A 22,981-nucleotide genomic window follows, 5' to 3' on the forward strand; every position below is an offset into this window, starting at 1 on the left:
GTTTTACAGCTCGACTTGGAATGTTTGTTCTTTCGCAGGGAATGAGCTATCAAGCACCGCTGCATGGTATGCCTTGAACGCATCCAAAATCGCCGTTTCCCCTGCTTGTTCTTTCATAAAGTTACGCACAAATTTTGCAACACGACCAAAAGTCAGTCCAAGCATGTCTTGTACTACCAAGACTTGACCATCGGTATCCACACCTGCACCAATACCAATGACAGGTACATGTGGGAACAACTCACTAATTTCTTTGCCGAGCTGCGCAGGCACACACTCTAATAACAGCACCGCAGCACCTGCATCAACCACCGCTTGGCAGTCCGCAATCAGTTGGTCTGCTGCTTCACGTGTACGTGCTTGTAATTTATAGCCACCAAACACATGTACAGACTGTGGGGTTAAACCTAAGTGTACACATACAGGAATACCGTTGCGTGTCAAAACCTGAACCGTTTCAGCCAGCCATGCTCCACCTTCGACTTTGACCATTTGTGCACCCGCTTGCATCACTACTTTTGAGCTTTGCAAAGCATCATTTAAGGTGGCATAGCTCATAAACGGTAAATCGGTCATGATTAAGGCATGCTGGTTACCACGGCGTACAGCTGCGGTATGGTAAGCCATATCTTCAACTGTAACAGGCAAAGTGGAATCACGACCTTGAATGGCCATACCGAGTGAATCGCCAATTAAAATGGTATCAATTTCAGCAAGTTCCATTGCCTTTGCCATACTTGCATCATAGCAAGTCAGGCAGGAAAATTTGCGACCTTCTGCTTTAAATTTTCTTAAGTCATTTAAACTAATCATCAAACTATTCCTTTCAACATCTTTAGCTCGGCTAAATTAAATCTCTGCCCAATTGCCTGCATCCAGCACGCTCAACGTGGGTTGTTGTACAACAGGCAACTGTTTCAACGCAATACCATCAATGTGTAAATTGGGGTCTAAATCCAGCAATGGAATCAACACAAAATCACGTTCCATCACACCGACATGTGGCACGGTTAAGCGTTCATGCTGAATTTTCTCTTCTGCATAAATCAGTAAATCTAAATCTAAAGTGCGCTCACCCCAATGGCGTAAACGTAAACGTCCCGACTCTTGCTCAAAACGTTGCAGTTCATCCAGCAAAGCCAACGGCGCCAAGTCTGTACTGAGTTGCACCACGGCATTTAAATAATTGGGTTGATCTTGCGGCCCCATCGGTGGGCTTTGATACAACTTGGAGATCTTCACACCGCCAAGACTAGCCAACTTGTGCACCGCTTCAGTCAAAATCACTTTAGAGTCGCCTAAGTTGCTACCTAGACCAATGTACGTGACGATGCTCATTGTGTCGGTCCAAAAATCACGCTGCTTAAATCACGCTGAACACGTTTACGTTTTAAAATCGGGTGATCTGCGCCAATCTCGGTCGAGCTGTGACCTGTTCCTTTACCAGTCTGGGTACGAGTTTCAGCGTGTTGCTTCGGTTTACGTGCGCGACGGCTGCGCGATTCTTGCTCTTGCACCAAAGGCTCAATTTCATGACTTACCGTTTTAGCAATCGCCGCTTCTTCAGCACTTGCTTTACCACTGCGACGTGATTTTGCACGTTGGCGGTTATATTGGCTGATGGCACGTTCTTTTTCATCGGTGCTCATCAACTGATAGGCATCCCACCATTGTCCCATGCCGAGCGTGCCGTCATCACCGGATTTTTCGCGAAGCAACAAGAAGTCAAAGCCTGCACGGAAACGTGCATGGCTAGATAAGGCTTGAATTTGCTGTGCCTTTGGGTTGAGTAAACGAGTTTGCATTTCCCACACTTCACGAATGAAGGTTTCAGCAAAGCGCGGAATAATAGTCCGCGTGGCTTGGCGTTTTAATACATCAAGTCCCGCTTGTGCACGAGCTTCAGCCGCAACCACACCTTTACCGCTATAAAACTCACAACGCTCTAAGAACGGCTGCCATAACAACACCGCATAAAAAAATGCAGGATTGATGGTTTTGCCCACTTGAATACGCTGATCGGTATTTTTAGCAGCACGTTCAATAAATGGGGTGATATTCGGTTGGATATCTGCAAATAACTGCTTCCAAATGCCGAAGTCAATCAGCATTGGCAACACACGATTTAGATGCCCCATCGTGAACAGCTTCTGAGATTCATCATATAAACGGTGCGGCGATACATCACGCAGCAACTGTGTCATTTCCAAGGTAAAAACGTCGAGAATTTGCTGATCGATTGAGAAACCTAATTTTGCAGCAAAACGTAAAGTCCGCAGCATTCGCACAGGATCTTCTTCAAAACGCGTTTGTGCATCGCCCAGTAGACGTAAGGTTTTATTTTTAATGTCATCCACAGCATGACAGAAATCTAAGACAACGCCCTTACGTGGCTGATAATACATTGCATTAATTGAAAAATCGCGGCGAGCAAAGTCTTGCTCGATTGTGCCCCAATTGTTATCACGCAAAATCATGCCTTGCGCAGAGGTGACTTCTTTCTTCGGCGGTGCACGGAAAGTTGCCACTTCAACCAACTCACGACCTGAATAGACATGAGCCAGCTCAAAACGGCGTCCGATAATACGGCAACGTCGTCCGAAAACTTCTTTTACCTGTGACGGTGTTGCATTGGTCACTGCATCAAAATCTTTGGGATTTAGGCCAAGCATCATGTCGCGAACACCGCCACCGACGATATACGCTTCATAGCCTGCCTTAGTTAATGCATCGATCACATCTAAAATGTAAGAAGGTAATTGAGCGGTTGATAAACCACATTTTGACGCGCGCAAAGTTTGCAAAAGCCGCTGTCTCCTACGCCTAAACGTAAAATTCTAAGATGACGCTAATCATATATCTAACACAATCAAAGGGCAATTTGATTATCGAAAGCAAAGCAGGATTCTGATCAATTCACGAATAAATGATACTGCTTTTTTCACAAGCCTAAACGGGTTTTATTTTTTGCAAAAATTGCCGGTCCAATCCCGCGCACCTGTTGTAACTCATCTATGGTCTTAAATGGCCCTTGTTTCTGGCGATAGGCCACAATTGCCTGTGCCTTTTTTAGACCCACACCCTGAAGTTGCTGTAATTGATCAACACTGGCTTGATTTAAACTAATTTTATTTGTGCTCGACACAGGTTGAGCCTGAACAGGAGACACAGCACGTTTCACGCTTTTAGGAGCTTGAATACGATCATCCCACGCCTGCTGCTCTGCTTTCCAGTTCAGATAGTTCTGATCAAAAGACTGTGCATAACTACTGGGTATCCACGCCAGTAAACTCAGTAATAACAACGCAATGATCAACAAACTTACTTTTATTTTTATCAATTCAAGCCACCATTTTTATTATTTCAGTTGTAATTTGGCTTGCTCCCACAGTTGATCCATTTCTTCTAAGGACATCTGCTCAATCTTTTTTTGTTGTTGCAAAGCTTGATCTTCAATGAAAGCAAAACGAGTACGAAATTTATGAATCGTACTCAAAAGCGACATTTCGCTTGAGACGCCCAGTTTACGTCCAACATTGATCATTGAAAATAAACAATCGCCAAATTCATCTGCTATTTCATCGGAATTTTGCTGTTGAACCGCATCTTTCAGTTCAGCTAATTCTTCTTCAAGCTTGGCATATGCACCTGCTACATCAGGAAAGTCAAAACCGATCCGTGCTGCATTTTTTTGAATCTGTTCCGCTTGTTGTAAGGCTGGGCCATGCTTGATGCTGTCTAATCGTGACTGTGCCTTACCTTGTTTTTCCTGTTGTTTAATTTGCTTCCAAAGCTCGCCTACATCTTCGGCAGACAAAGCTGAAAACTGCTGTGCTTGAAAAACATGGGGATGACGACGAATCAGTTTTTCTGTGATGGCATGGACCACATCTTGAAAATTAAAAGCCCCTTGCTCGGTATACATCTGTGACTGAAACACCACCTGTAGCAGTAAATCACCCAACTCATCACGCACCTCATCAGCTTTACCTGAACGCACGGCTGCTTCAACTTCATAAGCCTCCTCAATGGCATAGCGGGTTAAACTTTCTGGGGTTTGCTGTTGATCCCATGGACACTTTTCACGTAATTCACGCATCACGTTAAGCAATTGTTCCATGTTTATCTCTCTTCAAAAATCAAATTGATAAAAATTACATTATGACGGCATTCATTTGTTATGCTCAATCCAATCACAACAATAACATCAAGAAAAAGAGCAACAAGGAGCAGTTTCAATGCGCAGTATTTTGATTAGCGGTGCAGCCCAAGGTATTGGTGCGGCCATCGCCCGCTTATTTTATGCACATCACTACAAAGTCGGGATTTATGACATCAATAGCGCTCAAGCCGAACAGCTGGCAGCTAGCCTCGGCCCAAATGCCAAAGCAGGACAGCTCGATGTTTCCAACTATCAAGATTGGCAAACTGCTTTAGCCGAGTTTGTCGCATGGGCGGGCGAGCTCAATGTTTTGGTCAATAATGCAGGAATTCTATTCTCAGGGCCTTTTGAACACACAGAGATCAGCGCACATCACAAAACCATCTCGATCAATGTTAATGGTGTACTGAATGGCTGCCATGCTGCATTGCCCTATCTCAAACAAGCGAATTTTGCCCGCATCATCAACCTTTCATCGGCTTCAGCCATCTATGGTCAAGCTGATTTGGTCTCGTACTCTGCCAGTAAGTTTGCAGTACGCGGTATCACCGAAGGCTTAGATACCGAATGGCAGAAATATGGCATTCGCGTATTAGATGTTATGCCGCTATTTGTACAAACTGCCATGGTGCAAGATATGCAAGCGAAGAGTATTCAAAACATGGGGGTACACTTAACTACAGAAGATGTAGCGCAACACGTTTTTCAACGTGCTGTTGCAAAAGATACGGCACTCACTGCAACCCATCAAGCCGTGGGCGCCAAAGCCAAGCTTTTATTTCAACTGAGTAAAATCAGTCCCCAATTTCTCAATCGCCTGACCAATTTGTACCTTTCCAAATAAAAAGAGCCTGCAATTGCAGGCTCTTTTTTTTAATTCGCTTAGTTACCTTGCACCAAACGACGCGCACTAATAATGCCCGGTTGTTGCTCCAATCGTGCCAACAGTTTTGATAGTTGCGATAAACCTTTAACTTCAATCAACAATTTCATATTGGCAATACCGTCTGCTTCAGAGATGGTGTTGACCTGACGAATATTGATTTGATCGGAGAAAATCACTTGGGTCAAATCTTTGAGTAAACCACGGCGATCATAAGCTTCCACCACAATTTGTACACTCTGACCACGCGTTGGCTGCATTTCCCAATCGGCTTCTACTGCACGCTCCGGTTCATTTTGAATCATGCGTAAGTAGTCAGGACATGCCACTTTGTGAATGCTCACCCCACGGTTCAAAGTGATATAACCCGCAATTGACTCACCATGCACAGGCTGACAACACTGCGCCACATGCAGCTCAACGTTATCTAAACCATCAATCAAAATGCCATGCGCTGACAAGGTATGACTAGCACGTGGATTCAACGTTGGCTTCAGCACCAGTTCAGGTTCGTCCTGATCCAAATGCATATGGCGGTTCACCTGATTGATCAAGGCATGCAGACTAATGTCACCATTGACCAGTGCAATCAGAATATCTTCACCCGCTTTAACATTGAAATGATTGCAGTAATCATTCAAATCAATACTTTTTGGGTGAATTGCTAAACGTGAAAGTTCTTTGTTGAGCAGGTCACGACCCACTTCCAAGTTTTTACTGCGGTCTTGTTGTCTAAACCAATGGCGCAGCTTGTCACGCGCACGTGCCGTCTTGATATAACCTAAAGAGTTCACCAACCAATCACGGTTTGGCTCACGGTCTTTCTTGGTTAAAATCTCAACTTGCTCACCCGTTTTTAAGGTATAAGTCAGCGGAACATAGCGCTGATTCACTCGCGCGGCATAACACTTATTACCGACTTGAGTATGCACATGATAAGCAAAGTCGAGTACGGTCGAACCACGTGGGAGCTCTTTAATATCGCCATCACGGCTAAATACATAAATCTTCTCAAAATCCTCAAAATCTTGAATTTGCTCAAAATTTTCAGAGTCTTCATCCGACTTATGTACATTCGCATCGTTGCGCTCTTGATAGTGTTCAAGTACTGCACGCAATGAATGTAAACGATGGTTAAAAGAGCGATCGGTATTCTTACCGCCCTCTTTATAGTTAAAGTGCGAACACACCCCAAGCTCTGCTTCTTCATGCATGCTCTTGGTACGAATCTGAACTTCCAGTGATTTGTTTTCCGCAATCACAGCCGTATGCAGTGAGCGGTAACCATTGGCTTTGGGATTGGTAATATAGTCATCAAACTGATGCGGTATATGCCGCCAAATTTGATGCACAATCCCCAGCGAGTGATAGCACTCAGGTACGGTTTTAACCAAGACTCGAACGGCACGAATGTCATAGAGCTGATCGAAGCTCAGGTTCTTACTTTTCATTTTTCGATAAATCGAATAAATGTGTTTTACCCTGCCGCTAATTTCAGCTTCAATACCATGCTCATTCAAAGATGCACGCAATGTATCAATCACAAACTGAATATATTGCTCACGCTCCAGTCGCTTTTCATTCAGCAGCGTCGCAATTTCTTTATAGCGATCGGGTGCTAAATAGCGAAAGGCTAAATCTTCCAGTTCCCACTTTAACTGCGCAATCCCTAAACGGTGTGCCAGAGGTGAGTAAATGGTTAAGATTTCTCGTGCTACACGCTCTTGACGTTCTTTAGATGAAGTCGCCAATTCACGCAGTGCATAAGTTCGCTCAGCCAATTTGATCAGTACAACGCGCACGTCTTCCGTCACTGAAATCAACATTTTATAAATGCCGTTTAAGTGCTCGCGCTGATTGTTATTAAAGTGATCTTCGAGGCGTTTATTCTGCTCGATGAGATCAGACAACTTACCCATGGCCAAAGTGCCTTTGACCAGTGCATGCACTTGTTCGCCAAAATGCTCTTGTACTTCCGCCAATGGAATCACGCCTTCACGTACACCACGATAGAGCATCGCAGCAGCCAAGGTGTCTTCATCGACATGTAAATGGGCCAGAATATCCGCCATTTCAATACCGGTATAAAAGGTATTGGAACGATGATTAACCGTGGTTTCTAACTCTTTTTGTAAAGTCAAATTGGCAACTTCTTCGAGTTGCTCAAGCTTCGCATCATCTAATATGCTTCGAACACGATCTAACCATTCAGCCAAATCATGTTGAGCTTGTTCGGCATGCTCTACAGTCGCCTCCTGAGACAACTCATTAAGTCGCCCAGGTAGTTGCTCACGTACTGTGACCATACCCTTCTCCTACACTTTTACGCTTCATATTCTTTAATCGTTTATCTCATTATCTTTTTCAAACAATGCTATCGACTCAACGTGACCTGTGTGGGTAAACATGTCCATCACACCGGCTTTGACTAATCGATAACCCTGTTGTACCAACAGCCCCGCATCCCTTGCGAGTGTCGCTGGATTACACGACACGTAAACGATTCTTTTTGCACCAAAGTTAGGCATATAATGCATTATTTCCTCTGCGCCTGCACGTGGAGGATCTATCAATAATGCATCAAATCCTTGATTTGCCCAAGAATGATGCGAGAAATCTTTTGTTAAATCTTGTGAAAAGAACTTCAACTGACGAAGAGCATTACGTTCCGCATTTTCTGCACCACGTTGAACCATTTCTTCACTGCCTTCAACACCAACCACTTGTCCTGTTGCTCCCACGCATCGAGCCAAAGGCAAAGAGAAATTTCCTAGACCACAGAACAAATCGAGAACACGTTCTCCTTGTTTTAAATCTAGCAAGTCACATGCCAATTTCACCATTTGCGGGTTAATGGTTGAGTTTACTTGAGTAAAGTCATGTGGGTTAAATCCAAATGCCACATCAAAATCACTTAAACGATAATGTAAACGCATCTCTGCATGTTCATCATCCATACGCTTTAGACTGTCTGGGCCAGCAGCTTGTAAATACAATTGCCACCCTCTGTCTAACGCAAATTGTTTTAATCGGTTGACATCCTCGGTGTTTAATTTTTCAGTATGTCGCACCGTAAGGGCGATGTCACTATCCCCCATGGCCAATTCTATATGACCAATGGCCGCTTTGGCTGTTAGACTTTGGAGTAACTGCTTCAAGCGTGTGATTGAACCAAACGCTTGATCTAACACCAAACAACGATCAATTGAAGTCAGTTTATTGGTTTGACGCTCTCGAAAACCCACGACCAATTGGTCTTTGTGCGGCAAATAACGCACCCCAATGCGTGCTTTACGGCGGTAGTCTTCACGTAAAGAGCGCAAAGGTGGCAACCATTCTTCAGGTTGAATCCCAGCAAAATGCTGCAAATGTGATTTAAGCACTTCTTGCTTTAAACGAATTTGTTCATCGGGATGAATGTGCTGCATATTACAGCCACCACAGCTTTTAAAATGCGGGCACTTCGGCTCAACCCGAAAAGCAGAGGCTTCACTGAGGAGTTGAACAGCATCGGCTTCCTCTAAACGCTTTACCGCATGGGTAATCTGCGCTTTAACCGTTTCACCCGGCAACGCATAGCTAATAAAGACTTTTTTACCCTGCTTGTCCGCAGGATGGTCTGGATGCGAACCATAGTGCGCAATGCCGCGTCCTTCATGCGAAAGTGACTCAACCTGAAAAATATAACTGGGCTGTTGAGTTGGACGAGGTTTGGCTCTATGTTTCATGTGTACCTAAAGATGGGAAGGAGAAAAATCGGCAGCGGTAAAAGCCGTCTGCTGTGAGGTCTCACGCCACACCGACAAAAAGTCTTGATGCTGCGGTTGGGCCTGTAAAAACTGGATGGTTTGATCAATAAAATGACGGTGGTCTTGAGCGAGCAATTGCCCTTTGAGCAAGAGCCAACGCAAATACACCAACCATGTATTTAGCACATCACCTTCACAATAACTGGTGAGTTTGAGCCATTCCTGCGCCCGAACATATTCAGGTACATGATAAGCCCCATCGCCTCGTTTACCGGGATACCCCAATAAATGAGCAACATCATCTAGCTTTTGGAAATGACGTCCATTAAACATTGCCATCACATCCATCAGATCGATGTGACGCTGATGATAACGGTTCTGATAGTTATTATAGCGCTTTTGTGTGTCAATTTCGCCCTGATCGAACAAAGCAGGTGCAGTTAAACCATGATACATAGCGCGAAGCATGATTACAGGTAAGTCAAACTGAGCGCCATTCCAACTCACTAAAGTTGGTAAGCGCTTATCAAATATGGATAAAAACTTACTGAGGATTTCTGCTTCCGAATATTGCTCACGGCTAAAAGAAAAAAGTTTCATCTGGCCTTGGTCATCCAACCACAAGCCTGAAATACACACAATTTCATGCAAAGCCAAACGCTGAAAATCCATGCCTGATTCTTGGCGACGCAATTTGGTCAGTGCCGCCTCCAAATCAGCCTCAGGCAAATCTAAACCATATAAATGCGCCCCCGATCTCAAATCTGTCATTGTTTCGATATCAAAGGTGAGAACGGGTAAACGCATAGCAGGACTCTCTTTTATTGTTTTATTCAGGATCGACCACAGAGAAAAGACCCGTCGATAAATAACGGTCACCACGGTCACAAATAATGCACGCAATGACAGCACCAGGGTTTTCTTCAGCAATTTTAATCGATGCCCACACCGCACCACCTGAAGAAGTTCCTGCGCTAATCCCTTCTTTTTGCGCCAATTTACGCATGGTTTTTTCCGCTTCAATTTGCGGAATATCAATAATTTGATCAATCCGACTGCGGTCAAAAATCGTTGGTAAATATTCTTCAGGCCAGCGGCGAATCCCTGCGATACTTGAACCATCCGATGGCTGTAAGCCAATAATTTGAATGTCGGGGTTCATCTCTTTGAGATATTTAGAGACCCCCATAATGGTACCTGTAGTGCCCATTGAACTTACAAAGTGAGTGATTTTGCCACCTGTTTGCTGCCAAAGTTCAGGCCCAGTCGTTAAATAATGTGCTTCAACATTATCAGGATTACCAAACTGGTTGAGTACATGCCCTTTGCCTTCTTCTTGCATTTGCAAAGCCAAATCACGTGCACCTTCCATGCCCTGTTCTTTGGTCACTTCAATCAGTTCCGCGCCATAAGCACGCATTGCATCTTTACGTTCTTGGCTCATGTTGTTGGGCATAATCAGTTTCATCTGATAGCCACGCATCGCAGCAACCATCGCCAGTGCAATGCCGGTATTTCCACTGGTCGCTTCAATCAAGGTATCGCCCGGCTGGATTTGCCCTCGCTTTTCCGCTTGCATAATCATGTTATACGCGGGACGGTCTTTGACAGAACCTGCGGGGTTGTTGCCTTCTAACTTTGCCAATACTGTTGCTTGAGTGTGACTAGCCAGACGCTGTAAACGCACCAGTGGAGTTTTTCCAACATAGTGATCTAACAAAAATTCGTCTGCTTGAAAATCAGTGGATGTAGTACTCATTCTTTGCACCTTGATCGAGGTGCGCCTATTGTATGGAAAAATGCCAGTCCCTGCACCCATTTAGCGTGCTTTTTCGCGAAAGTGATTAAAGCACCATCGATTTTTTATAAAGCGTGCTACACTTCAAAGCATAGGGAATAAATCACTTGCACCATGTCAAATATCAATAAAAAGTTATTTAATCGTCTGCACTTAAACCATGCTTATGGACAGCTCATTGCACTTATTTTCGTGCCGATTATGATTTTGGCCTGTGTAGGTGCATTACTGGTTATTACCGAAACTTCAAATGCAGCCAAAGCCCAGCAGCGACAAATGGCGATTGCGATTTTAACGCGCTACCAGCTGGATGCAGAAGCGGCGATCAATTTGGTGAATGCCTCCCCTTGGCAGTATGAAAATGCACGTTATTTGATGCAAAAGATGTTAGATGAAAAACATCTGATTCGTGCCGCAATTATTGATGAAAAAGGCAATAACAAACTCAGCATTGGCTACCAAGACCAAGCGCCGTGGCCTGCGTTGAAAAAAAATACTGATTTTTTTGGCCCGATGAATTTTAAAGGTAATACAGTATATGGTTTGCCCATCAACCAATTTACAGGCACGCCTGCGCAGTTGGTGGTTGAATTAGATAACCAGCCTTTACAAATTGCCCGTTATCGCGTGTTGATTGTGTTGATTGCGACAGGTCTGTTGACACTATTACTACTTTTACTCTGTTTAAATTTCTACTCGCGACGCTGGATTGCGCCGATGTATGAAATTCGCATGCAGCTACAACGTTTAAATGCCGACACCCTCGATCAACACATGCTGATTAACAGTACTGGTGAATTACGCTTACTACAGCGCGATATTGCCAATGTGGTGAAACGCCTGCATTTTAGTTTTTTAGAATTGAAAGAACACACTGAGCAGACGGAAGACGATTTACGTCGAACCCTTGACACTTTAGAAGTACAAAACATTACCTATCGTCAAGCGCGTGACCAAGCCATTTCAGCAAGTCAGTCCAAGTCTGTATTCTTGGCCAATATCAGCCATGAACTGCGCACGCCACTGAACAGTATTGATGGTTTTATTCACCTGTTACTGCGTCAAGACAACCTCAACAATGATCAAAACCTGTATTTACAAACCATCCGTAAATCATCTGCACACTTACTAGCACTGATTAATGATGTTTTAGATTTTTCAAAAATTGATGCCGGTAAACTAGAACTCGATACTGCAACTTTTGATTTAGAAGAAGCAATTTTTGATGTTATGGATATGCTATCTCCTCTTGCTGCACAAAAGCATATCGATATGGCCTTTTACTATGCCGACAATGTGCCAAAGCATGTGGTTGGAGATGCCCTACGCTTCAAACAAATTTTAACCAACCTGATTTCCAATGCCATTAAGTTTACTCCTGATGGCGAGATCATCGTCCGCGCAAGAATGGAACAAGATGATATTGGACAGTGCCTATTGCACTTTAGTGTACAAGACAGCGGCATCGGACTCAGTGGAACCGACCGCAAAAAACTGTTTGAGTCTTTCTCGCAAGGTGATGCTTCAGTCACGCGCCAATTTGGCGGTACAGGTCTAGGCTTAGCGATTTCCAAACAGCTAGTGCATTTGATGCAGGGGCAAATTGGATTTGAGGACAACCAAGAACGCGCGCCCACCGAAAAAGGTTCCACCTTCTGGTTTACAGCCATGTTTATGGTCAATGAAGAAGATGAGTACGTTGAGCATCCTCAGTTTAGCGACATGCAAGTGGTTTCGTATTTGGCACATCCTGCAACGGCCAATATTCTGCGTCATTATCTTGAAGACTATGCTGTGGAGCACATCGAATCGAGTTCAATTTTAGACTTGTTCAGTCACCTCAACAGACTGCCTCAAGATGTGGAAAATACATGGTTAATTGTTGATCACAGTGGCGATACCGAAGCCTTATTAAAAGAAATTCGTCAGCGTTATAGCGGTAACCTTGCGGTTTATGGTTACCAGATGTCACTCGATTTGACTACGCTGAATGAGTATCGCGCACGACCCTTATACCAACCGCTCAGTCGGAGTGCTTTGATTCAATTACTCAGCAATCAACCGCTATTTGAAGAAGATGAAATGGAGTCCTTCAATGGTCAAGGCTTACATATTTTAGCGGTGGATGACCATCTCCCTAACCTGATTGTCCTTGAAGCCCTGCTGGGCGAATTGAATGTCAAGACAACAAAAGCTTTAAGCGGTCAACAAGCCTTAGAGATTTTACAAGAGCGTGCTGAACACGACAGCAAAGCTTTTGATTTGGTATTTATGGATATTCAAATGCCTGTCATGTCGGGGGTCGATACCACACGTGCCATTCGTGCGCTGGAGTCAACCATTGAAAACCATAAACGTTTGCCCATCATTGCCCTCACCGCACATGCATTAGCCGATGAAAAACAAAAACTACTGCAAGTTGGCATGGATGACTATGTCACCAAACCGATTCAAATTGATCAGATTATTCAAATCCTGACCCATTGGACCACTGATCGCTTCAACAAAGGCTCACCCGTTGAAAAAGCCATCGTGATTGAAGCACTCGATCCTAAGGTACTCGACTGGCAGCAAAGCTTACAGTTAGCCGCCAATAAAGAAGACTTAGCAGTCGACTTGCTGCGTATGTTAATGGATAGTTTTGATACTGAGCTGCATGAAATGAAACAGTTGATTGAAATGGAAGATTTCCCACAATTGGAGCATGTGCTACACCGCCTGTATGGTGCAACACGCTATGTCGGTGTACCCAACTTACAAGAAGCAACAGGGACATTTGAACAGTTTGTTTCAACCTTACGTAAAGAACGTCGTAAAGCAGATGAACAATTTGTTCAAGAAACCATCAAGCGTTTCAATGAACTCAAAGTTGTGATTGAACAAGTACAACATGCGGCACAGCAAATTTTAATCAAACATAGCCCATAAAACATTCAAAAGAGCATGACACCTAAGACAAGTTGTGACGTGACTCTTGGTGTCATTTATCCGTACGAGAGCTATGCTATGCTCCGTGCGAGCAAAAAATAAGAGTTCTCATCATGGCTTTACTTCGCATTGAAAACAAAAACGGCATTGCCACTGTTTCACTTAACCGTCCAGATAAACGCAATGCGATGAGTTTCGACTTGTTACGCGAATTGGTTAAAACTGCTGAAAAAATTAAAAAAGACCGCAGCATTCGCTGTGTCATCCTCACTGGTGAAGCGCAAGTCTTTAGTGCAGGCATTGATCTTGCCGATTTGAACAATCCGAAGAATCGCGCCTATGCCGCATGGGAACTGATCAAACCTGGACAAAGCCTCTTTCAAAAAGCTTTCCTAATTTGGCAAGAACTGCCTGTTCCTGTGATTGCCGCGATTGAAGGATTTTGCTTTGGCGCTGGTATGCAACTGGCTTTAGCGGCAGACATTCGTGTCGCACACCCTGCAACCAAAATGTCGATTATGGAAAGCCGTTGGGGACTGGTTCCTGATATGGGACTGACGCGTTCTTTGAAAGGTTTGATCGGACTAGATCTTGCCAAAGAGTTAACGCTTACGGCACGTATTTTCGATGCAACTTATGCCAAAGAAATCGGCTTAGTCACACATCTTGATGAATCACCGCTTGCTAAAGCCCAAGCCATTGCAGAAGAAATGTTACAACGCTCACCAGATGCACTCATGGCCTCAAAATATGTGTTGGATGCCATGCAGCATAAGCCTAAAAAATCCTTACGTTTGGAAAAAATTTGGCAGCTCAAATTACTGTTAGGTAAAAATAGCCAAATCGCACGTAAAAAAGATAAACAACCCGACGCGCAGTATCTACCACGCCAATACAAATAACAGTATTTAAGCACTGACAATCAAAGAGGGTCCCATGAGTTTCGATCGACACACTAAAATTGCATTTCTTGGCATGGGACTCATGGGCAGCCGTATGGCCACCCGCTTACTTCAAGCGGGTTTCGAGGTCGCTGTATGGAACCGCACCCGCAGTGCCTGCGATGCACTCATTGATTTAGGGGCGACAGACTTAACGCTACAGAATATTGCCGACCATCCTGTAATCCTAACCTGTTTAGCGGACGACAAAGCCGCACTCAGCGTTTATGAACAAATCGAACCGTTTTTGACGGCGAAGCAAGTGATTATCGACTTTTCCAGTCTTTCGGTGGAGCAAACCCTGAGCCTTGCAGCACGTGCCGAACAAAAACAGGTGCAATGGATCGACTCACCTGTTTCAGGGGGAACTATCGGTGCGGAACAAGGTACGCTGGTCATCTTTGCTGGTGGCGATGCACAGACGATTCAAGACTTGTCTTTGATTTATAATATCTTGTCGCAACGTGTCACCTGTATGGGCAACACAGGAACAGGACAAGCCACCAAAATTTGTAATCAACTGATTGTGGCAGCCAATAGCACGCTGATTGCAGAAGCGGTTGCTTTAGCATCCAAAGCTGGCGTGGACACTCGCTTACTCGCACCTGCGCTTGCAGGCGGTTTTGCCGATTCGAAACCCTTCCAAATTTTAAGTCCACGTATGGCGACTCATCTGTTTGAGCCCGTACAGTGGAAAGTTCAAACCCTGTCCAAAGACTTGAACAACGCCGTGCAGCTTGCTGCGCAGCACCAACTCGACATTCCTGTTGCAGCGCGAGCACTTCAGCAATTGCAAGTACACCAACAACAAGGCTATGCTGAAGCTGATCTTGCCTCAGTCATATTACAAGTAGAACAACAAGCCAAATAAAATCAGGAGAAAATCATGACCAAACTTGCTGTAAATTTATCCATGATTTTTACCGAAGTACCGTTGCTTGAGCGTTTTGCTTTAGCGCAAGCTGCTGGCTTTAAACATGTGGAAATCCAATTTCCCTATGAACTCAGCATTGAACAAATTCAAACTCAGCTGACGCTTTATGACCTAAGTCTCTGCCTCATTAACGTTCCTGCGGGCGACTTAATGACTGGTGGCAATGGACTCGCGGGTGTCCCCGGCAAAGAGCTAGAGTTTCATCACGCTCTTCAGTTAGCAGTGCAATACGCTAGCGCACTCAAAGTGCCAAATGTGAATATCCTTGCGGGTAAACAACCCCTAGATGCCGACCTACTGCCCTGTTTAAATACCTTGTCCAAAAACCTGAAACTGGCCTGCCATATGTTCAGTGAACATGACATTCAGCCTGTCTTTGAAATGATCAACGGCACCGATATGCCGCGCTTCTTAGTGCAAAATATTGCTCAAGCACAGGAAATGTTAGAAGCAGTACAACATCCTGCACTTAAAATGCAATACGACTGCTATCACATGGCGATGATGGGTGAAGATGTGTTGCAAGGGCTACAAGAAAATATTCAAGCTATTGGTCACATCCAATTTGCAGACTGTCCGGGGCGGCATGAACCAGATACTGCACAAATTATGTATGCAAATATTTTTGAATGGCTACAACACAGCCGTTATGACGGTTTTATTGCGGCGGAATATCGACCAAAAACTGTTTCAACTCAGTCCTTTGCATGGAAGGCAAAATACTTTGCCGCACATCCTCAAAGTTGAGCCATTGCAGATTTGAAATTTTCGCCTAAAAACGCTATATTATAAGATGAGTTATTGTCCGGAAAAATTCCCTTTATGAATTTAGAACCATCGCCCAGCGCTTCTAATTCTCACGATTTCGCAATGAATACCCAAGCTGCCGACGTACAAGCTTGCTTAAAAGTTGTACATGAAGCCCTTGAAGATGTAAAAGCAAAAGATATTTTAGCGATTGATGTCAGCCTAATCAGCAACGTCGCTGATGCAATTGTGATTGCAAGCGGTACATCAACGCGTCACATCAAAGCACTTGCTGATAACGTTGCTGAAGAAGCACGTAAAGCAGGCTTCCGCCCTCTCGGTGTCGAAGGCGAACGTGATGCAGAATGGATCTTGATTGATCTTGGCTTTGTTGTTGTGCACGTGATGTTGCCAACAGCACGTCGTTTCTACGACCTAGAAAGCCTTTGGCGTGCAGCCCCAGAAGAAACTGTAGCCTAATATGAAAAGAGCGACCTGAAGGTCGCTTTTTTTATGTATATTTTTATTTAAATTAAGCGATGCATATCGATCATTGGGTAACGCTCTTTCACTTGGCGCTTCACATGGGCATAGAGTTGATCTGCTTTTGCTGGACCATAAAATTCACAATAATTTTCATAACAGACCGTCAAGACCTGCGCATATTGAGTCATGGGCAAAGCTTCAAGTACTGCTCGATCATCCAAGGCCTGATATGTATCAATCACAATAGATAAAAGGTCTAGCTGCGTTTTCACCTCACGCTCAAACTCCTGCACATCAACGGCTTTGACTGCTTGACAGATATTTTGCATAAAAAACGTCAATGCATCGAGTAACACCACTCCCCCTTGTTCGCTTTTCGATGCTTTTGCAGATGGGTTCAACAACACTTGTTTTTCAACTTGGGCCATCTCGGCCAAGACATTTTTGAGCATGTCTTTTCGAAAGTAACGTAATTCTTCTGTGGTGCAAATTTCACTCAAAAAACGATTCAGGACAAAGGAGGGTTGATCACCATATTTCGCTTCCCAGTGATTCAATACTTGCTCTAAAAGTGTTCCTTGTAAGTACTGACTCAGTCCACGCTCGATCGCTTGGCGTTTTTGTAAAATAGTTAATGTTTCAGTCGACATGAGCTATCCTCTTTCATTAATGACGTTTGGTCATATCATCAGTTTCAAACGTCACATCACGCTGAAACTCGGGATAAGACAGTTCTGCATGTTCGGTATAGTCCAAGCCACGTTGTTCATGTTGTTTACTCACCCGCAAACCACCAAGCACAACGTCTAAAACTTTAAAGACGATCAACGCCACACCAAAACCCCAAGCAAAGGCTGTCAAAATACCCAAGCCTTGTACCGCAATGACCCCCGCATTAAACATTTGGTTTTCAAAAAATAGCCCCGCTGCCAATGTGCCCCATGCCCCACAAAAACCATGCACAGTCACCGCATCGACCACATCATCCAAGCGGAGTTTTTCCATCACCACTGGTAAAATACTGACCAGTACACCTGCAACCGCCCCACTGATGATGGCATACAGTGGACTCATGGTTGCACAACCCGCCGTAATTGCAACCAGCCCACCCAAGGAGGCATTAATGGTGCCGCGCATTAAAATTGCTTTACCACGTATTAGGGTATAAACCATATAGGCAACTGCCGAAGCACACGCCGCCAAATGCGTATTCAAGGCAATCCGCCCAATACTCACATCCGCCTTCACAGTAGAGGCCGCATTAAAACCAAACCATGCCAGCCATAGAACAAAACCGCCTAGCGCCACCAACGGTAAATTATGTCCTGCCAAATAATGGACCTGTCCATTGCGCCCAAACCGCCCTAAACGAGGCCCCAACACAATAATTCCGGCTAAAGCCACCCATCCACCAATCGAATGCACCACCGTTGAACCTGCAAAGTCAATGAAACCCATGGCTTTTAGCCAACCCTCGCCATCAAATAAGCTCCCCCAAGCCCATGCACCAAAAATCGGGTAGATCAAACCACTGACCACCGCAGCACTCACGATATACGCCACAAAGTGAATCCGCTCAGCCATCGCCCCACTGGCAATCGTCGTGGCGGTAGCCGCAAACATCATTTGAAAGAACAAGAGGTTCCAGTGCCAGTCATCCAGAACATTGGGGGCAAAATGCGAAGTTCCTATCCAACCACTCGAATTGACACCAAACATCAAACCAAAGCCAATCAACCAAAACACCAAGCCCCCTAAACACGCATCCATATAGTTTTTCATGAGTACATTAATGGTGTTTTTAGAGCGCACCGAACCACTTTCAATCAGGGCAAAACCTGCTTGCATGAAAAACACCAAGATGCCACCGAGCACCACCCAGACACTGTCAAGCGAGAGACGAATTTCTTGAATATTTTGAGCCTGTGTTGGCAGGGGTTCTGCAGCAAAACTGGGTAAAGTAATACAGCACACAAAGAAGAGTAAGTATTTTATTTTTTTCATGAATAATCCCCAAAAGATTATTCATCTCAATTGCAAAATCAATGCCAGTGTTTCAACACCTTACAGATATTTAATCATGATCCATGCCCACCAATATAAATGGACAATTCAAACAAGGCGAAAAAGCGATACACCATAAAAGGGCCAAAGCACATTTATCAGCTGATTGATAAAACATAGCTTTTAGTTTTTATAGTACTCATCCACAGCATAATAGTGGACCTTCTCTACCCATCGACCACGATTCAGCGTTCGCTCCGTCACTTTAACCTTTCCCTCTTGAACTGTTGCATCTTCAATAAATTCTTTGACTAAACTCAAACCGTGTTTAGGAATTACAATATATTCCGAACGGATGTGATAACAACATCCACTTTTATTGAAGGTTAAGATTCTTTTCTGTTTTTGATCGACCTCAAACATGCCCAAATTTTCATGAGTTAAGGCCGATAACTCCTGACTCAGCACAAATTTATTTTTAGTCCGATGAAAGACATAAACATCGTAAGTTGGCCCGCCATAAGCACCATAATTACCATTACGGATGGCGACATCCTCACTGCCGTCAAAATTAAAGTCGGCAAAAATCACGGCACTTTGCTCACCATAAAGCTGCACCACATTGACAGACGGTTTATCAGTTTCGTCCAGATCCATCGTCAATTCAGCCGAGGAAAACCGCTGAAAGCGCTGTGTTGTCCCTTTTAGGTAAAGATCAATATTGGCTTGTCCATCGCAGCTCCTGTCCGTACAGTTCGTCGTCATTTTTACATCATAGCGTTTCGATGCATTTTTTATTTCGAAGACTTGAGCCTGAGTAGTTTGACTCAAAACAAACACACCAAATATCAGCAGTACATGAAACCAGATCTGATTTATGTTCATATTGTTTTCTTATTGAAAAGCTAAACATCATCTTAGCAAAAGCTGCAAACATAAAAAAACCACCCGAAGGTGGTCTTTATACACTCTAGGAGGAGAATTAGTGTCCACCACCATTGATTGCTTTGGTCATATCTTCAACCACTTTCTTCGCATCACCGAAGATCATCATGGTTTTTTCGTTATAGAACAAGTCGTTGTCTAGACCTGCATAACCTGTCGCCATAGAACGTTTGATGACCATAATGGTACGTGCTTTATGTGCTTCAAGAATTGGCATACCATAGATTGGAGATGTTGGATCGTCTTTCGCCGCAGGGTTGACTACGTCATTCGCACCAATCACAAGCACCACATCTGTTGCAGGGAAGTCAGAGTTAATCTCATCCATCTCTAAGATGTCTTCATAAGCCACGTCAGCTTCAGCCAAAAGTACGTTCATATGACCCGGCATACGACCAGCAACAGGGTGAATGGCGAAGCGCACTTTTACACCTTGTTCTTTCAAGATTTCACACAGTTCTTTCACCGCATTTTGTGCACGGCCTTGTGCCATACCATAACCCGGTACGATCACAACACTATCTGCATTTGACATCAAGAAGCCTGCGTCATCTGCTGAACCAGAACGATGGTTTCGCTGTGCTTGTTCGCCTTTGTCTGCAGAAGCTACCGCAGTTCCACCCATTGCACCACCAAACAAAACGTTGATGATTGAACGGTTCATGGCTTTACACATGATGTAAGACAGAATCGCACCTGAAGAACCCACCAGTGAACCCGCAACGATCAACATGTTGTTTTCAAGTGTGAAACCAATACCTGCTGCTGCCCAACCAGAGAATGAGTTCAATAGCGATACCACCACCGGCATATCACCACCACCGACTGGTGCAATCCACACCCAACCGAATGCAAGTGCCAGTGCAGTCATGGCCCAGAATGCATTCATATTGCCTGTTGTGAAGAAGTACACACCACATGCCAGCATTGCAAGGAAAATCAGCGCTTGTACAGGCTTAACCCATGCACCAGAAATGGTTTTTGCCCATTTTTTTGCAGCCAATTTACCATAAGCAAATACAGACGCTGTAAAGGTAATCGCACCGACAAAACAGCCCACGAACAATTCAAATAAATGAACCTTGCTCATGTGTGCATGTTGCACACCCGCAGCAGTTAATGCCGCTTCATTTTGTGCAAATAAGGCAGTCAGTTGGTTGTTATGTAGAATTGCCGCGATTGCAATTAAAACAGCAGCCAAGCCCACCAAAGAGTGCATCAATGCGACCGTTTCAGGCATCTGCGTCATAGGTACAGTACGTGCGCGGGCAATACCCACAATCGCACCCAGCACCATCGCACCGCCAATCATCCAAATCACAGGATGATCTGCCACAAAGAAGGTGGTCACTACAGCAATCGCCATTGCGATCATGCCGTAGCGGTTACCTTGAATCGCTGTCTTCGGGCCAGACAAACCACGTAAAGTTAAGATAAAGAGGACAGCACCAATCAGGTAGAACCAATCCGCATAGTCTCGAATGAATTCCATATATTAGCCCTCTTTTTTCTTTTGCTTTGGCTTGAACATTTCAAGCATACGCGCTGTTACTGCGAAGCCACCGAAAATATTGATACTTGCTAAGAACACCGCAATTGCACCTAAGATGCTCACCACATTCACACTTTGGAATGCAACATTCGCATCAACACCAATTGCAGGAATCCCCACCGTTTGAATCATTGCGCCCACCACGATGATCGATGACAACGCATTGGTTACTGCCATAAGCGGTGTATGTAGTGCAGGCGTAACGCCCCACACGACGTAGTAGCCTACAAAGATGGCAAGGACGAAAATTGTAATTGTTTCAACCATGATCTATCTCCTTAACCACGCTTCAGCAGTACTTGACCGCCATGAGTTACTAGAAGGGCTTTTTGAATTTCTTCTTCAGGATTGATGGCAAAGTTTTTCTCTGCATCAAATAAAGTATCTAAGAAGTTCAAGACATTTCGTGCATACAAAGCAGAAGCTTCAGTTGAAACTGTAGACGGAATGTTTGGAATACCTAAAATGGTTACGCCGTTGTCAGTCACAACATTTTCACCATTTTTAGAGCCTTCAACGTTACCGCCTGTTTCAACCGCCATATCAAGGATGATTGAACCTGGTTTCATTTTGGCAACCGTTTCAGCTTTAATTAAGCGAGGTGCATCACGACCAGGTAAAAGTGCAGTGGTAATCACGATGTCTGCATTTGAAACAGCTTTATCTACAATGATGGCTTGATCGCGGATATAGTCTTCACCTGGCATCCAGCCATAACCGTTTTTAGCAGCGGCAGCAGCTTTTTGCTTTTCTTCATCAGACATAGGAACGTCTAACCATTTGCCACCCAAAGATTCCACCTGATCTTTCGCAGTCGGACGTAAATCCGTTGCTTCAACCACAGCACCCAAACGTTTTGCTGTCGCAATCGCTTGTAGACCAGCAACACCGACCCCCATGATCACGACACGTGCAGGTTTTACAGTACCCGCAGCCGTCATCAACATTGGGAACATGCGCTGGTACTCTGCCGCAGCAAGAAGCACTGACTTGTAACCCGACAAGTTAGCTTGTGAAGATAATACGTCCATGTTCTGCGCACGAGATAAAGTTCGTGGTAGTAGCTCCAAAGCAAATGCAGACACTTGTTGTGATGCAAATTGATCAAGCTCCGTATTACGGTACGGGTCAAACATGGCAATAACCGATGTATTTGGCGCAAGCTTTTGAATTTCAGCACCCTGAGGGGCACGTACTTTCAAAATCATTTGGCTACCGGTATAGGCATCATCTGTCAGCTTAGCACCGACTTGCTCATAAGCACTGTCGATATAAGCAGCTTTCACACCTGCTCTACGTTCAATCACTACACTATGACCAGCACTGATCAACTTTTTTACCGTTTCTGGCGTTGCGGCTACACGATTTTCACCGACGACAGTTTCGGCTGGAATTCCGATCTGCATGAGCGTCCCTCAAGCTAGTTTTTCTTAAAGTAAACATCACCGATTAGGCAATGTTTTCTCACAGGATGTTCTTATGAATTTTTGGATTCTAATGAAACTTTTTTAAAATACCACCCACTATTTATTTAATAAATACCCATATACTGAACTGGTGATTCATAAAAAATATTGGGTGATATCTCGTTTATTTACTTTGAATCCGCTTAAAAATTGATTTATTTCTCTTCAAATTCTGAGCTAGAGATCTTTTCACACTAAAATCTGTACTTTTTTTGCACAAAACCAAGTCCTTTAATTCCGCAGTATTGATCTTTTTGACCAATCCAAGAATATGAACCACCACGTTTAGATTAACCCGAATCCGTCATTCATCGAGCTTTACCATCTGTCGTCACGCAGACTTTGCAGACATTGACTTAAATGACAGTTTTGCCCCATTTGCAAAA

The 22,981-nt window shown here is 44.2% G+C and carries 21 protein-coding genes; 6 read left to right on the forward strand and 15 right to left on the reverse strand.

The annotated features are described in order from the left end of the window. Window positions 1-3: 3 nt before the first annotated feature. The 5 genes from panB to mazG form a co-directional block, all read right to left on the reverse strand. Entirely contained in the window at window positions 4-813 is an 810-nt protein-coding gene (panB, locus tag AC5EUN_RS13700; protein ID WP_004692301.1) for a 3-methyl-2-oxobutanoate hydroxymethyltransferase, read from the reverse strand. 36 nt (window positions 814-849) lie between these two features. Next, window positions 850-1,338 carry a 2-amino-4-hydroxy-6-hydroxymethyldihydropteridine diphosphokinase gene (folK, locus tag AC5EUN_RS13705; RefSeq protein ID WP_159153641.1) on the reverse strand — a complete coding sequence of 163 codons (489 nt, stop codon included), beginning with the start codon at window positions 1,336-1,338 and terminating at the stop codon, window positions 850-852. Next, a complete protein-coding gene (gene pcnB, locus AC5EUN_RS13710; RefSeq protein WP_159153640.1) occupies window positions 1,335-2,804 on the reverse strand; it encodes a polynucleotide adenylyltransferase PcnB in 1,470 nt (489 codons plus the stop codon). The genes folK and pcnB overlap by 4 nt, the downstream gene beginning before the upstream one ends. A gap of 137 nt (window positions 2,805-2,941) precedes the next feature. After that, window positions 2,942-3,340, reverse strand: a complete 399-nt coding sequence (locus AC5EUN_RS13715; RefSeq protein WP_159153639.1) for a ComEA family DNA-binding protein — start codon at window positions 3,338-3,340, stop codon at window positions 2,942-2,944. A gap of 18 nt (window positions 3,341-3,358) precedes the next feature. Next, window positions 3,359-4,120 (reverse strand): nucleoside triphosphate pyrophosphohydrolase, encoded by a 762-nt coding sequence (gene mazG, locus AC5EUN_RS13720; RefSeq protein WP_159153638.1) that lies wholly within the window; start codon window positions 4,118-4,120, stop codon window positions 3,359-3,361. 118 nt (window positions 4,121-4,238) lie between these two features. Here mazG and AC5EUN_RS13725 point away from each other — a divergent pair, with 118 nt between their 5' ends. Continuing rightward, window positions 4,239-5,006, forward strand: a complete 768-nt coding sequence (locus AC5EUN_RS13725) for an SDR family oxidoreductase (protein ID WP_159153637.1) — start codon at window positions 4,239-4,241, stop codon at window positions 5,004-5,006. 38 nt (window positions 5,007-5,044) lie between these two features. On the opposite strand, the gene AC5EUN_RS13730 is transcribed toward AC5EUN_RS13725, so the two are convergent. Genes AC5EUN_RS13730 through cysM form a run of 4 tightly spaced genes read right to left on the reverse strand, consistent with a single transcriptional unit; the run spans window position 5,045 to window position 10,553 of the window. Next, entirely contained in the window at window positions 5,045-7,351 is a 2,307-nt protein-coding gene (locus tag AC5EUN_RS13730) for a RelA/SpoT family protein (RefSeq protein WP_004979149.1), read from the reverse strand. A gap of 33 nt (window positions 7,352-7,384) precedes the next feature. Next, on the reverse strand, window positions 7,385-8,773 hold the full coding sequence (rlmD, locus tag AC5EUN_RS13735) for a 23S rRNA (uracil(1939)-C(5))-methyltransferase RlmD (protein ID WP_159153636.1): 1,389 nt from the start codon (window positions 8,771-8,773) through the stop codon (window positions 7,385-7,387). Window positions 8,774-8,779: 6 nt separating this feature from the next. Next, window positions 8,780-9,601: a 3'-5' exonuclease gene (locus AC5EUN_RS13740; protein WP_004692313.1), complete on the reverse strand. Its 822-nt coding sequence runs from the start codon at window positions 9,599-9,601 to the stop codon at window positions 8,780-8,782. 22 nt (window positions 9,602-9,623) lie between these two features. Next, window positions 9,624-10,553 carry a cysteine synthase CysM gene (gene cysM / locus AC5EUN_RS13745; RefSeq protein WP_005400763.1) on the reverse strand — a complete coding sequence of 310 codons (930 nt, stop codon included), beginning with the start codon at window positions 10,551-10,553 and terminating at the stop codon, window positions 9,624-9,626. Window positions 10,554-10,706: 153 nt separating this feature from the next. Here cysM and AC5EUN_RS13750 point away from each other — a divergent pair, with 153 nt between their 5' ends. From AC5EUN_RS13750 to rsfS, 5 genes are all read left to right on the forward strand, one after another. Beyond that, the gene (locus AC5EUN_RS13750) at window positions 10,707-13,520 is read left to right on the forward strand and encodes a GacS-like sensor histidine kinase (protein WP_010325926.1); all 2,814 of its coding nucleotides are present in this window, start codon (window positions 10,707-10,709) and stop codon (window positions 13,518-13,520) included. Between the two features lie 113 nt (window positions 13,521-13,633). Next, on the forward strand, window positions 13,634-14,422 hold the full coding sequence (locus tag AC5EUN_RS13755; RefSeq protein ID WP_010325925.1) for a crotonase/enoyl-CoA hydratase family protein: 789 nt from the start codon (window positions 13,634-13,636) through the stop codon (window positions 14,420-14,422). A gap of 34 nt (window positions 14,423-14,456) precedes the next feature. Next, the gene (locus tag AC5EUN_RS13760) at window positions 14,457-15,332 is read left to right on the forward strand and encodes an NAD(P)-dependent oxidoreductase (RefSeq protein ID WP_159153635.1); all 876 of its coding nucleotides are present in this window, start codon (window positions 14,457-14,459) and stop codon (window positions 15,330-15,332) included. 15 nt (window positions 15,333-15,347) lie between these two features. Further along, window positions 15,348-16,142, forward strand: a complete 795-nt coding sequence (locus AC5EUN_RS13765) for a hydroxypyruvate isomerase family protein (protein ID WP_159153634.1) — start codon at window positions 15,348-15,350, stop codon at window positions 16,140-16,142. Between the two features lie 75 nt (window positions 16,143-16,217). Further along, window positions 16,218-16,622 (forward strand): ribosome silencing factor, encoded by a 405-nt coding sequence (gene rsfS / locus AC5EUN_RS13770; RefSeq protein WP_004692321.1) that lies wholly within the window; start codon window positions 16,218-16,220, stop codon window positions 16,620-16,622. A gap of 47 nt (window positions 16,623-16,669) precedes the next feature. Here the strand turns inward: rsfS and AC5EUN_RS13775 are convergent, their stop codons facing one another. The 6 genes from AC5EUN_RS13775 to AC5EUN_RS13800 all read right to left on the reverse strand — a co-directional run bounded on the left by AC5EUN_RS13775 (window position 16,670) and on the right by AC5EUN_RS13800 (window position 22,535). Next, window positions 16,670-17,278 carry a hypothetical protein gene (locus tag AC5EUN_RS13775; protein WP_159153633.1) on the reverse strand — a complete coding sequence of 203 codons (609 nt, stop codon included), beginning with the start codon at window positions 17,276-17,278 and terminating at the stop codon, window positions 16,670-16,672. Window positions 17,279-17,294: 16 nt separating this feature from the next. Next, window positions 17,295-18,632 carry an ammonium transporter gene (locus tag AC5EUN_RS13780; protein WP_159153632.1) on the reverse strand — a complete coding sequence of 446 codons (1,338 nt, stop codon included), beginning with the start codon at window positions 18,630-18,632 and terminating at the stop codon, window positions 17,295-17,297. A gap of 183 nt (window positions 18,633-18,815) precedes the next feature. Continuing rightward, complete coding sequence (locus AC5EUN_RS13785) at window positions 18,816-19,517, reverse strand: FG-GAP repeat protein (protein ID WP_159153631.1); 702 nt, start codon at window positions 19,515-19,517, stop codon at window positions 18,816-18,818. A gap of 97 nt (window positions 19,518-19,614) precedes the next feature. Beyond that, on the reverse strand, window positions 19,615-21,069 hold the full coding sequence (locus AC5EUN_RS13790; protein ID WP_004692329.1) for an NAD(P)(+) transhydrogenase (Re/Si-specific) subunit beta: 1,455 nt from the start codon (window positions 21,067-21,069) through the stop codon (window positions 19,615-19,617). A 3-nt stretch (window positions 21,070-21,072) separates the two neighbouring features. After that, window positions 21,073-21,396, reverse strand: a complete 324-nt coding sequence (locus AC5EUN_RS13795) for a proton-translocating transhydrogenase family protein (protein ID WP_004692331.1) — start codon at window positions 21,394-21,396, stop codon at window positions 21,073-21,075. Window positions 21,397-21,407: 11 nt separating this feature from the next. Then, the gene (locus AC5EUN_RS13800) at window positions 21,408-22,535 is read right to left on the reverse strand and encodes an NAD(P) transhydrogenase subunit alpha (protein WP_159153630.1); all 1,128 of its coding nucleotides are present in this window, start codon (window positions 22,533-22,535) and stop codon (window positions 21,408-21,410) included. Between the last annotated feature and the right edge of the window lie 446 nt (window positions 22,536-22,981).

This window comes from Acinetobacter sp. CAU_H_S170_2, from assembly GCF_058890445.1.